Annotated in this window: 9 protein-coding genes; 8 read left to right on the top strand and 1 reads right to left on the bottom strand. The window is 69.9% G+C overall.

Annotation, left to right across the window (positions count from 1 at the left end):
* Positions 1-58: 58 nt before the first annotated feature.
* The 6 genes from F0U44_RS05790 (at position 59) to F0U44_RS05765 (ending at position 9,399) form a co-directional block, all read left to right on the top strand.
* A complete protein-coding gene (locus F0U44_RS05790; protein WP_149727241.1) occupies positions 59-1,489 on the top strand; it encodes a gamma-aminobutyraldehyde dehydrogenase in 1,431 nt (476 codons plus the stop codon).
* Positions 1,489-2,352: a hypothetical protein gene (locus F0U44_RS05785; RefSeq protein ID WP_149727240.1), complete on the top strand. Its 864-nt coding sequence runs from the start codon at positions 1,489-1,491 to the stop codon at positions 2,350-2,352. The genes F0U44_RS05790 and F0U44_RS05785 overlap by 1 nt, the downstream gene beginning before the upstream one ends.
* Before the next feature lie 227 nt (positions 2,353-2,579).
* The gene (locus F0U44_RS05780) at positions 2,580-4,403 is read left to right on the top strand and encodes a phosphoenolpyruvate carboxykinase (GTP) (protein ID WP_149727239.1); all 1,824 of its coding nucleotides are present in this window, start codon (positions 2,580-2,582) and stop codon (positions 4,401-4,403) included.
* Positions 4,404-4,475: 72 nt separating this feature from the next.
* Positions 4,476-5,639, top strand: coding sequence for a zinc-binding dehydrogenase (locus tag F0U44_RS05775; protein WP_149727238.1), 1,164 nt, complete (start codon positions 4,476-4,478; stop codon positions 5,637-5,639).
* A gap of 131 nt (positions 5,640-5,770) precedes the next feature.
* A complete protein-coding gene (locus tag F0U44_RS05770; RefSeq protein WP_188113336.1) occupies positions 5,771-8,812 on the top strand; it encodes an MMPL/RND family transporter in 3,042 nt (1,013 codons plus the stop codon).
* A complete protein-coding gene (locus tag F0U44_RS05765; RefSeq protein ID WP_188113335.1) occupies positions 8,809-9,399 on the top strand; it encodes a TetR/AcrR family transcriptional regulator in 591 nt (196 codons plus the stop codon). The genes F0U44_RS05770 and F0U44_RS05765 overlap by 4 nt, the downstream gene beginning before the upstream one ends.
* Before the next feature lie 15 nt (positions 9,400-9,414).
* Here F0U44_RS05765 and F0U44_RS05760 read toward each other — a convergent pair whose 3' ends face one another.
* Positions 9,415-11,001: an adenylate/guanylate cyclase domain-containing protein gene (locus F0U44_RS05760; protein ID WP_149727236.1), complete on the bottom strand. Its 1,587-nt coding sequence runs from the start codon at positions 10,999-11,001 to the stop codon at positions 9,415-9,417.
* Positions 11,002-11,042: 41 nt separating this feature from the next.
* Here F0U44_RS05760 and F0U44_RS05755 point away from each other — a divergent pair, with 41 nt between their 5' ends.
* Positions 11,043-11,540 carry a nuclear transport factor 2 family protein gene (locus F0U44_RS05755; RefSeq protein ID WP_223163580.1) on the top strand — a complete coding sequence of 166 codons (498 nt, stop codon included), beginning with the start codon at positions 11,043-11,045 and terminating at the stop codon, positions 11,538-11,540.
* A gap of 23 nt (positions 11,541-11,563) precedes the next feature.
* On the top strand, positions 11,564-12,067 hold the full coding sequence (locus F0U44_RS05750) for a PGPGW domain-containing protein (RefSeq protein WP_246160316.1): 504 nt from the start codon (positions 11,564-11,566) through the stop codon (positions 12,065-12,067).
* Positions 12,068-12,084: the final 17 nt, after the last annotated feature.

The raw sequence follows: 12,084 nt of genomic DNA, 5'->3' as shown, positions 1-12,084 counted from the left end.
AACCAAATAGACAGAAACAGGCCCTGAATTCGCAGGATGGCGGCGCTACAGTCGGCGCATGGCCGACCGCATGTTCAGCAACGTCATCAACGGACAGCTCGTCGCCGCCGCCAGCGGCGCGACCTACGACGTCATCGATCCCGCGACCGGGGAGGTCTACGCACAGGCGCCGCTGTCTGGGGCGGAGGACGTCGACCGCGCCTACGCCGCTGCCGACGCCGCCTTCGAGGCGTGGGCCGACACGACGCCCAAGGATCGCGCGACCGCGCTCCTCAAGATCGCCGACGCCATCGACGCCCGCGCCGAGGAGATCGCCGCGGTCGAGGTCAAGGACACCGGCAAGCCGACCCAGGCGATGCTCGGTGACGAGATGCCGCCGAGCTCGGACCACTTCCGGTTCTTCGCCGGCGCCGCCCGGGTGCTGGAGGGGCGGAGTGCGGGGGAGTACCTCGAGGACCACACCAGCTGGATCCGGCGCGAGCCGATCGGGGTCGTCGGCCAGGTGACGCCGTGGAACTACCCGCTGATGATGATGATCTGGAAGATCGCGCCGGCGCTCGCGGCGGGCAACACCGTCGTGCTGAAGCCGAGCGACACCACGCCGGCCAGCTCGACCCTGCTGGCCGAGATCTGTCAGGAGTTCCTCCCGCCCGGTGTGCTCAACGTCGTCACCGGTGACCGCGACACCGGCCGCGCGCTGGTCGCCCACGAGACGCCGCAGATGGTCGCGATCACGGGTTCGGTCCGCGCCGGGATGGAGGTCGCGGGCAGCGCCGCGACCGACCTCAAGCGCGTGCACCTGGAGCTCGGCGGCAAGGCCCCGGTCATCGTCTTCGACGACGCCGACGTGGAGAAGGCGGCCGAGGCCATCGCCGGCGCCGGCTACTACAACGCCGGCCAGGACTGCACGGCCGCGACCCGCGTGCTCGCGGCGCCCGGCGTCCACGACGACTTCGTCGCCGCGATCACCGAGCAGGCGCGCAACACCCGGACCGGCATGCCCGACGACGACGTCCTCTACGGCCCGCTCAACAACGCCGACCAACTGGCCCGCGTCGCCGGGATGGTCGACCGGCTCCCCGACCACGCCGAGCTCAACGCCGGCGGTCGGCAGCAGGGAGCGCAGGGCTACTTCTACGAGCCCACTGTCCTGTCCGGTCTCCAGCAGGGCGACGAGCAGATCCAGACCGAGATCTTTGGTCCGGTCATCACCGTCCAGCGGTTCACCGACGAGGGCGAGGCGCTGCGCTGGGCCAACGGGGTGAAGTACGGCCTCTCCTCCTCTGTCTGGACCGCCGACCACGGTCGCGCGATGCGGATGAGCCGCAAGCTCGACTTCGGCGTGGTCTGGATCAACACCCACATCCCCTTCGTCTCCGAGATGCCACACGGCGGCTTCAAGCACTCGGGCTACGGCAAGGACCTGTCGATGTACGGTCTCGAGGACTACACCCGCATCAAGCACGTGATGTCCTACATCGGAGAGTGATGCGCAGTCCCGCCACTCCGCTGATCGTTCTGGCCCTGCTGCTCTCGGGTTGCAGCGCGCTGCCGCACGAGGACGACGAGGCCCGCGGCGCGGCGGTCGTCCCGCTGGAAACAGGGCTGACGGCGTACTTCGACCAGGGCCGGCTCTGGCGCATCACCCGCACCGCCTACGTGCGACTCGTCAACGATGGCGACCACGCGATCACCGTGCTGCGGGCCGTGGTGAGCTCCGACCGGTTCGACACCGTGGTGTGGACGGGCGAGGAGGAGTTCCAGAACGAGGTCGACCTCGACTTCGAGGTGCCGCCGGGCCGCTGCGGCGAAGGGTCGGACGCCGACGTCGTCCTCACCTACCGCGTCGACGACGGTCCGGTGGTGGTCTCGCGCACCATCGCGACCGACAGGTACGGCGCCATCGGGCTCTTCCTCGACCGCGACTGCGCGCAGGAGGTCCTCGGTGGTGCGGCCGACCTGACCCTCGGCGACGGCGAGGTGATCGGCGAGGGCCTCGACTCGGTCTACGTGCTGCCGGTGACCTTCACCCCGACCGGCGCACGGGACGACGTGGTCTTCCGCGGCTTCGAGGACACTCCTCTCTTCCGCCAGGCCGACGGCTCGGCGGCGGAGCGCACCGACACCCGGGTGCCGCTGGTCGGCGAGCCCGTGACGGTCGAGCTCCGCATCGAGCCTGCGCGGTGCGACGAGCACGCACTGGCCGAGGACAAGGTGGGCACGCTGTTCGGCGTCCGGGTCGAGGCGCCGGAGCTGGCCGATCTCCCTGGTGGGGCCTTCTTCTACCTGCCGATCGGTGCCGAACGACGGGCCGCGATGCACGGGTTCTTCGGTCCGCACTGCGGCTTCTGAGTCACCCGTCGGGCGCCTTGTCGGATTCGAACGATCCAATGCCGGGTTCGGTGTGGACTGACCCACAACGAGGTGCCCCGATGTGCGAACGACCGCGGATGGATGTCATGGTGGCTCTCGTCGCGGACGACGGTGTCCACGGTTCAGGCGATATGCCACCTGGGAAATCGGGCACCTGAGCGTGAGGTAGCGTGCCCCCACCCAAACGGACGCGAAAGGCAAGACTGATGGTCGATGTGGAGCGGGTTCTCGATGAGGCGGGGCTCACCAACACCTATGTTCGCGACTACGTCGCGCACTGGGCTGGGATCACCGGCGCAGACAACGTCGAGGTCGTTTCCGCGTCCGACGACGCACGCCTGATCGAGCTGGCGCTCGCGTCCGGCGAGCTCCTCCCGGCCGGCGAGGGCAGCTACTACTCGCGGTCCTACTTCAAGGACACCGCTCGCGCCGAGGAGCGCACGATCGTCGCGACCTCCAACGAGGCCGACAAGGGCACCTACAACAACTGGCGGCCCGCTGCTGAGATGAAGCCGAAGCTCGTCGAGCTGATGACCGGCGCCTCGCAGGGCAAGACCATGTACGTCATCCCCTACCTGATGGCGCCTGCCGGTGGCCCGCTCGACAAGTTCGCCGCTGGCGTCGAGCTCACCGACAACGTCAACGTCGTGCTCCAGATGATCCGCATGGCGCGGGTCGGCGTCGACTACATCAACCACCTGGGCGACGACTTCGTGAAGGCCGTCCACGTGACCGGCGACCTGCCGAACCTCGGCCAGGGCACGCCCGACGACAAGCGCTACTTCGTGACCGTCGCTGACGAGCGCACGATCCTGCACTTCGGTTCGTCCTACGGCGGCAACGCGCTGCTCGGCAAGATCGCCCACGGTCTGCGTCAGGGCTCCTACGACGGCTGGAAGAACGGCTTCTTGGTGGAGCAGTTCATGCTGCTCGGCATCACCGACAAGGGGACCGGCAAGAAGTGGAACATCTGCGGTGGCTTCCCGAGCGCCTCGGGCAAGACCAACCTCGCGATGACGCTGGCTCCCGACGCTCTCGGTGACCGCTACTACGTCGAGTTCTACGGCGACGACATCGCCTGGATCTGGGTCGACGACAACGGCGTGCTCCGCGGCTTCAACCCGGAGAACGGCGTCTTCGGTGTCGCCAAGGACACCAACGAGAAGACCAACCCGACCGCGATCGAGTCGATCAAGCCGGGCCTGGGCGTCATCTACACCAACGTCGCCTACAACGAGAAGACGCAGGCGGTCTGGTGGGAGGGTCGCGGCGACAAGCCGACCGACCTCGACGGCTGGCTGGACTGGAAGGGCGAGCGGATCGCCGACCGCGCCGAGGCCGACGCCGGCGCCGACTGGGCCCACCCCAACTCGCGCTTCACGACGACGCTGGCCAACGTGCCCAACGTCGCCGGTGACTACGACGACCACGAGGGCGTCGAGATCCACGGCATCATCTTCGGTGGCCGCACGCGTGACCGCGAGCCGCTGATCCGCGCGATCAACGACGTCGCCGAGGGTGTCTACGACGGCCTCACGCTGGGCGCCGAGGCGACCGCCGCGGCCGACGGCCTCGAGGGCGTGCTCCGCTACGACCCGATGTCGATGCGTCCGTTCATGTCCTACCCCGAGGCGGACTACGGCCAGCACTGGCTCAACGTCATCGGCAAGGCCACGAACAACCCGATCTTCGCCCACGTCAACTGGTTCCAGCGCGGCGACGACGGCCGCTTCCTGTGGCCCGGCTACCGCGAGAACCTCCGCCCGCTGCTGTGGCTGATGCAGTACCGCAACGGCGAGGTCACCGGTGTCGAGACGCCGGTCGGCGTCCTCCCGGCGCGCGAGGAGCTCAACCTCGAGGGCCTCGACGAGCAGACGCTCGCCGACCTCGACACCATCCTGACCATCGACACCGAGCGGTGGCAGCAGGAGATGGGCTACCGCGAGAAGCACCTGGCCCAGTTCGACGGCCTGCCCGAGGAGATCTGGGAGGCCCACCGTCGGGTCGCCAAGGCCCTCGACGACGCCTGATCGTCAGCTCAACGAGCAACCGTCCTACGGCTCGCACCCTCCGGGGTGCGGGCCGTATGACATTCTCCGGCAATGCGCGCCGTCACCTGTCACGAAGCCGAGCTCGCGGTCGAGGAGATCGCCGACCTGACCCCGACGAAGGGTCAGGTGCTGATCGATGTCGAGCGGTGCGGGATCTGCGGGTCCGACCTGCACGCCCGCACGCACTGTGACGAGACGGCCGACGACGTGGCGGCGCTGGGCTACGACGGGTTCATGCGGTCGAGCCAGCGGGTGGTCATGGGCCACGAGTTCGTCGGGACCGTCGCCGACTACGGGCCGAAGACGAAGAAGTCGTGGCCGGTCGGCACCCGGGTGGTCGCACTCCCGGTGCTGCGCTCCGGCACCGAGGTGCACCTGACCGGGCTGAGCGAGCAGGCGTCCGGTGCGTACGCCGACCAGGTGCTCGTCACCGCGTCGATGACCATGCCCGTGCCGAACGGGCTCGACGCTGACCGTGCGGCCCTCACCGAGCCGATGGCGGTCGCGCTGCACGCCGTACGTCGCGGGCAGGCCGCTGCCAAGGACGTCGCCGTCGTCATCGGGTGCGGCCCGATCGGCCTCGCGGTGATCCTCATGCTCAAGGCGACGGGCGTGAAGCACGTGATCGCGAGCGACTTCTCGGCCGGCCGGCGCGCGCTGGCTGAGCAGTGCGGGGCTGACGTCGTCATCGACCCGGCCTCCGCGTCGCCGTGGAGCTCCTTCGAGGAGTCGCGCCGCTACCTGACCAACCCGATCGCGCTGGCCGAGCTCGGGCTCGACGCGATGGACAAGCTGCGCGCCGTACCCCTGCTGCCGTGGGCCCACGTCATGCGTGCCGCCGAGAAGGCCGGCGCGACCCCGCGTGGGCCGGTCGTCTTCGAGTGCGTCGGCGTGCCGGGGATGATCGAGCACATCGTCTCGTCGGCGCCGCTGCTCTCGCGGGTCGTCGTGGTGGGGGTGTGCATGGAGGCCGACTCGTTCCGGCCGTCGATGGCGATCAACAAGGAGATCGACCTCCGCTTCGCGTTCGCCTATGACCCGAGCGAGTTCCACCAAACCCTGCAGTGGATCGCGTCGGGCAAGGTCGACGTGACGCCGCTGGTCACCGGGACGGTCGGTCTCGACGGTGTGGCGGCGGCCTTCGAGGCCCTCGGCGACCCCGAGAAGCACGCCAAGATCCTCGTTGACCCGAGCAGCGCGGTCGCGACCGTCTGAGCGACCGGCCTGAGGGCCGCGTCACACTTCCTTGCCACTGGCAAGGAGGCTCGCCTAGGTTCCCGTAGAACACGTTCCTTGCCACTGGCAATCAGGTGGGGGGAGTCGACGCGACAGGGCCAGGGGAATCGATGGCGGACAACGGACGCGTCTCGGGAATTGCAGGATTCGCGGCCAAGCGGGCCGTGTGGGTGGTCGTCGCCTGGTTGGCGCTCGCGGGCGCGCTCAACATCTTCGTGCCGCAGATCGAGGAGGTCGCGGCCAAGGACTCCACGGCCGTCGTGCCGGAGGAGGCGCCCTCGATCGTCGCGGTCGAGGAGATGGGCGAGGCCTTCGGCAACGGCGGGGCCAACAGCTTCGTCGTGATCGCCATGGAGCGTGAATCGGGGCTGACCGCCGCCGACGAGAAGTACGCCGCCCGGCTCGCCTCGGTGCTCACCAAGGACGACAAGAACGTCACGTTCGTCCAGGACATCCGCAAGAACCCCGAGCTGCTCGGTGCGCTCACCAGCAAGGACGGCGAAGCGCGTTACGTGCTGGTCGGCATCACCGGTGTGACCGGTGCCCCGTCGTCGATCCAGCAGGTGACCGCTGTCCGTGACGTCGCCGCCGACCTTGCGCCCGACGGTCTCGACGTGGCGGTCACCGGCCCGACGGCAACGATCGTGGACCTGGCGACCGAGACCGAGCACAGCGTCATCCGGATCACGATCGTCAGCATCGGACTGATCGCGCTGCTGCTCTGGCTGATCTACCGCTCCTTCGCGGTGATGGGGGTCGTGCTCACCATCGTGGGGCTCGGTCTCGGCCTGGCGCGCGCCCTCACCGCGCTGTGCGGCGAGCTCGACCTCTTCACGGTCTCGACCTTCAGCGGCACCTTCCTCACGGCCGTGGTGCTCGGCGCCGGCACGGACTACGCGATCTTCCTCGTCAGCCGCTACCAGGAGCTGCGCCGCGAAGGGGTGCCGCCGGAGCTGGCCGCGGCCACCGCGGGCGCCCGCATCACCAGCGTCATCGTGGGCTCTGCCCTGACCGTCGTGCTCGCCTGCGGCTGCATGCTGCTCGCCGACCTCGGCTTCTTCTCGACCACCGGTCCGGCGATCGCGGTCAGTGTCGCGATCAACCTGCTCGTGGCGATCACTCTCACGCCGGCCCTCCTCGCCCTCGCCGGTCGTCGGGGCTGGTGCGAGCCGCGAGCCACCAAGGCCGACAAGGTGTGGCCGCGCTTGGCTGCGCTCGTCGTCGCCCATCCCACGCGGATGCTCGCGGCCTCGCTCGTACCGCTGCTCGCGCTGGCGGCGCTCGCGCCGTTGCTGGCGGTCAGCTACGACACCCGTGACTCCCAGAAGAAGGAGACGGAGAGCAACCGCGGCTACGCGATGCTCGACCGCCACTTCCCGGTCAACGAGATCCTCCCCGACTACGTGCTGATCCAGGCCGACCACGACCTGCGCAACCCACGCGACCTCGCGCTCCTGGAGCACGCCGCCTCGGCCATCGCCCAGGAGAAGGGCGTCGTGCTCGTCCGCAGCATCACCCGCCCGCTCGGCGAGCCGATCACCGACGCGTCGGTGGCGCGCCAGGCCGGCCTCGTCGGCACGCGGCTCGACCGCGCCTCCGACCGGATCGGCAAGGGCGAGAAGGGCGCCGAGCAGCTCGCCGACGGCGCGGGCCAGCTCGGTGACGGGGCCGACCAGCTCAGCGACGGCACGGTCGAGCTCGCCGATGGAGCCGACCAGGCCGTCAGCGGCGCCGACCGGCTCGCGTCGGGCACGGCCCGGCTCTCCGACGGCGTGCGCCAGCTGCTCGACGGCGCCGATGAGGCGGTGCAGGGCACCGGGCAGCTGGCCGGAGGTACGGCGGACCTCGCTCGTGGGCTGCGCGCCGGCGCTGACCAGGTGCAGCTCGCCGTGGACGGCCTCGGCCTCGCCTACGACGCACTGCGGACCAAGAGCCTGACCTGCAACGTCGATCCCGCATGCCGACAGGCTCGCGAGGGGATCCGACAGATCTGGGTCGCCGAGCGCGACCAGCTCCTCCCGGGCCTGCGCCAGGCGGCCACTGCGGCCGAGCGACTCGCTGACGGGACCGTCGGGCTCGAGGACGGACTCCGCCAGCTGCGGGACGGCCTGCGCAAGGCCCACGACGGCGCTGCTCAGCTCGCTGACGGTCAGCAGCTCTTCGCCGACAAGCTCGGCGGCCTCGCCGACGGCGCCGACCAGCTCGCCGGCGGCGCGGACCAGCTCGCTGACGGCGCCGAGCAGCTCGCCGGCGGCACCGAGGAGGTGGCCGCCTCCCTGCCGGAGCTCCGTCAGGGACTGAGCCGCGCGGCGTCGTACTTGCAGCGCACCGGTTCAGTCGCGGACGACCCCGCCATCGGCGGCTTCTACCTGCCGCCCGTCGCGCTCAAGGACCAGCGTTTCGCCGCGGCGATGAAGCTCTTCTTGTCCCCGGACGGCCGGACGGCGCGGTTCGCCGTGCTCGGTGCCACCGACGCGTTCGGGCACGAGGCGTCGGCGCGGACCCACGAGATCCATGCGACCGTCGAGCAGGCCTTCCGCGGCACCCGGCTCGAGGACGCGAAGGTCAGCATGACCGGCATGGCGGCGACCAACTCGGATCTCGCCGACTACTCGCAGTCCGACATGCGCGCGGTGGCGCTCGCCGCACTCATCGCGGTGTTCCTGGTCCTCCTGGTGCTGCTCCGCAGCGTGGTCGCCGCCACGATGCTGATGGCGACCGTCGTCTTGTCCTACGCCTCGGCGATCGGGCTCTCGGTCCTGGTGTGGCAGATCATCTTGGGCAGCCAGCTCGACTGGACCGTGATGGCGGTGTCCTTCACGATCCTGGTCGCGGTCGGTGCCGACTACAACCTGCTGCTCACCAAACGCATGCACGAGGAGGCGCCCGACGGTTCGAAGGAGGGCATCGCCCGGGCCACCGCGGCGACGGGGTCGGTGATCACGTCGGCCGGCGTCATCTTCGCGGCGAGTATGTTCGCGCTCATGGCCGGCAGCGTGAGCACGATGGCGCACGTCGGCTTCACGATCGGTGCTGGCCTGTTGCTCGACACCTTCGTGGTGCGGTCCCTTCTGGTGCCAGCGGCCGCCACCCTGCTCGGTCGCCGCCTGTGGTGGCCGAGCGGCCAGAAGGACCCGGTGGAAACGGCGTGAGCCGCGCGTCGACCGTCGACCTCCGCGCCCGGCTGCTGCGCGCAGCCGAGGCGGAGATCGCGGCGACCGGTCCCGCGCGCGCCAGCCTCCGCGCGATCGCCCGCAGGTGCGGGGTCTCGCACCAGGCGACGGCCCACCACTTCGCCGACCGGGCCGGTCTCTTCACCGCGCTCGCGGTCGAGGGGCACCAGCTCCAGACCGAGGAGACCCGGACGGCGATCGCGAGCGTGCCGGTGGACGGCGGGCAGCAGGTTGCCGCGGCGGGGGCGGCGTACGTCGTCTTCTCCCGCAACCACGCTGCTCTCTTCGACCTGATGTACCGACCCGACCTCCTCCGCAACGACGACCCCGAGCTGGTCGCGGCCCGCTTCGCGCAGCGCGACCTGATGATCGACACGATCGCCGCCGCGCAGAAGACCGGGTGGGGCACGGAGGTCGCGACCGCCGAGCTGGCGGCGCTCGGTTTCGCGGCCGTGCACGGGCTCGCGGTGCTCGACCGCGACGCGATCATCGCGGTCGTCTATCCCGAGGTCGACATCGACTCGATCCTGCGCCGCGTCCTGCACGTGCTCGACGGGCTGGCCTGAATCGAGGCCGGCGACCTACAGGTCGATCGGGATCGCGAGCGGCGTCTTCGCCGCGCGTCCACGGAGTACGGCGGACCCGTGCTTCTCCCAGTGGATCGACTCGTCGGTGCGTCCGCGGTCGGCAGCGCTGACAACGGTGTCCCACATCGCCAGGACCCCGGTGTTGGTCTCCTTGGCGAGGTCGGTGAGGCGCGACGCGGAGTTCACGGCGTCGCCGATGACGGTGTATTCGTAACGCAGCTCGTGACCCACGTTGCCCGCGACGACGGTGCCGGTCGCGACCCCGATGCCGGCCTCGATCTCGGGCACCTCCTTGGTCAGCCGGATCGCCATCGCCCGGGCTGCGGACAGCGCCTCGGCGGCGTGGTCCTCGTCGTGGGTCGGGGCTCCGAAGATCGCCAGCACGGCGTCGCCCATGAACTTGTTGACGAGCCCGCCGCGTCGGTCGACCTCATCGACGACGATCCCGAAGAAGCGGTTGAGCACCGAGACGACCTCCGACGGCGCGTGGCCGGCTGCGAAGGACGTCGATCCGGTCAGGTCGACGAAGAGCACCGAGGCGACGCGGGTCTCGCCGCCCAGCTTCACCTCGCCCGTCGTCGCGTCGACGGCGGCTGCCGCGACGTCGTGCCCGACGTGGCGGCCGAAGAGGTCGCGGAGCTTCTCGCGCTCGCGCAGGCCGGCCGACATCTGGTTGAAGCCGCTCTGGAGGGCGCCGAGCTCGGTGCCGTCGTAGACGACGACGTCGGCGTCGAGGTTGCCGTCCGCGACCTCGCGCAGGGCGTTGCGCACCGCGACGATCGGCGCGACCACCGAGCGGGCATTGAGGTCGGTGAGGACGAAACCCCACGTCAGCACCGAGGCGCTGGTCGCGATCGTCACCACCGCCATCTGGCGCAACGACGTCTCCGACGGCTGCGCGAGCGCGAGGATCGCGGCCACGAGGAGCCCGGTGAGCGGGACCGCGGTGCCGATCGTCCAGAAGAGGAGCATGCGTGGCCCGACGCCCACGAACCGGACGCGGTCGGTCACCTCGGTGCCGACCAGTGCGCGGGCGGAGACCGGCCGCAGGGCGAACTCGATCAGCAGGTAGGAGACCCCCGCCACCATCAGCGCGCCGATCCCGACGGTGAGGCCGGTCGACACGGCTCGGCTCGGCTGGATGATGATCGTGAGGACCGTGAAGAAGGCACTGCCGGCCAACCAGAGCGTCAGCTGCATCAGCGTGAGGTGCAGCGGCACGTTGAGCGCCTGACGTCGCTGCTTCGGGGTGGGCAGTACGTCGATGCCCTCGGTCGCCCACCGCAGTGCGCGGAGGCTGGCCGAGGTGCCCCACAGCACGCCGACGACCGCCGCGACCACGATGTAGGTCGGCACGGCGATCGCCAGGGCGACGTACATCTCGTGCTTGGGCTTGGGTGCGGGCACCGCGAAGTTGTTGACGACGAAGACGATGCCGGCGCCGATGAGGTTGGTGCTGACCGCGACCAGCGTCAGCAGGACCTGGACCCGGATCCGGAGCTTGCCGAGGTCCTGCTCGCGGGGCCCGAGGATGCGCGCGCCGAAGGGACTCCGCTGATGGGCGGGCGTCGAGCGCGGCATGCGTGTGAGCCTAGTGGTTCAGCAGTGGTTTGATTCGGGGCGTGAGCCCCCGCTTCAGCGCCGACGAGATCTCCGAGGCCTACGCCGTCTTCCATAGCAAGGTCGCCGACATCGTGGCGACCGGTGATTGGACCGGATACGCCGACCTCTTCACCGAGGACGCGGTCTACGTCGAGCACGCCATGGGCACCTTCCGCGGTCGCGACGAGATCAGGGCATGGTCGGTGCGCACGATGACGAGCTATCCCGGTCGCGTCATGACGGGCTTCCCGCTCAGCTGGCAGGTCGTCGACGCCGACGCCGCGCGGCTGGTCTGCGAGGTGCGCAACCCGATGCCCGACCCCGGTGACGGCACGCTGTTGGAGGAGCCCAACATCACGATCATGACGTACGCCGGCGACGGGCTCTTCTCCCGCGAGGAGGACGTCTACAACCCGCTGCGCTTCCACGAGATGGCGATGAAGTGGGCGCGGATCGCTGCGGAGCACGGACGCGCCGACGAGGACGCACTGGCGTATCTCCGCAAATTCGGCGGTTGAGCTTCTAAGGCAGGATGAGTGCCATGACCGGTGCGGCCAAGCGGCTTCTGCTCGAGGTGGTCGGCTGGCTGCTGCTCCTGGCCGGCATCGCGGCTTTGGTCCTGCCCGGCCCCGGGCTGCTGCTGATGTTCGCCGGCCTCGCCGTGTTGTCGCGGCAGTACTCGTGGGCGGAGCGGTGGAGCGAGCCGGTCCGGCTGCGGGCGCTCAAGGGTGCTGCTGAGAGCGTCGAGACGTGGCCGAGGATCGCGCTGTCCACCCTCTTCTCGATCGGGTTGGCGCTCTGCGGCGTCCTGTGGATCATGCAGCCGGACGAACCGTCCTGGTGGCCGGTCGACGACGACTGGTGGCTGCCGGGCGGCATGTGGACCGGCATCACGCAGATCATCTCGGGCTTCCTCGCGCTCGCCCTGATCTTCTACTCCTACGGCCGCTTCCACGGGAAGCCGGACGCCGTGCTCGCCCTGCAGGGGGAGATCGACGATGCCGACGAGGACGTTCGGGAGCACCTGCACCACCGCGACGCCTGACGTCGTGCGGACACGCG

It is taken from the genome of Nocardioides humilatus (assembly GCF_008373755.1).
GTDB lineage: Bacteria > Actinomycetota > Actinomycetes > Propionibacteriales > Nocardioidaceae > Nocardioides > Nocardioides humilatus.
This window is presented reverse-complemented; position numbering and strand designations above follow the sequence as displayed.

Excerpts from the sequence above, each read along its gene's own strand:
- F0U44_RS05790 (WP_149727241.1), top strand. The coding sequence starts at position 59 with ATGGCCGACCGCATGTTCAGCAACGTCATCAACGGACAGCTCGTCGCC.
- F0U44_RS05785 (WP_149727240.1), top strand. The coding sequence starts at position 1,489 with ATGCGCAGTCCCGCCACTCCGCTGATCGTTCTGGCCCTGCTGCTCTCG.
- F0U44_RS05780 (WP_149727239.1), top strand. The coding sequence starts at position 2,580 with ATGGTCGATGTGGAGCGGGTTCTCGATGAGGCGGGGCTCACCAACACC.
- F0U44_RS05775 (WP_149727238.1), top strand. The coding sequence starts at position 4,476 with ATGCGCGCCGTCACCTGTCACGAAGCCGAGCTCGCGGTCGAGGAGATC.
- F0U44_RS05770 (WP_188113336.1), top strand. The coding sequence starts at position 5,771 with ATGGCGGACAACGGACGCGTCTCGGGAATTGCAGGATTCGCGGCCAAG.
- F0U44_RS05760 (WP_149727236.1), bottom strand. The coding sequence starts at position 11,001 with ATGCCGCGCTCGACGCCCGCCCATCAGCGGAGTCCCTTCGGCGCGCGC.
- F0U44_RS05750 (WP_246160316.1), top strand. The coding sequence starts at position 11,564 with ATGACCGGTGCGGCCAAGCGGCTTCTGCTCGAGGTGGTCGGCTGGCTG.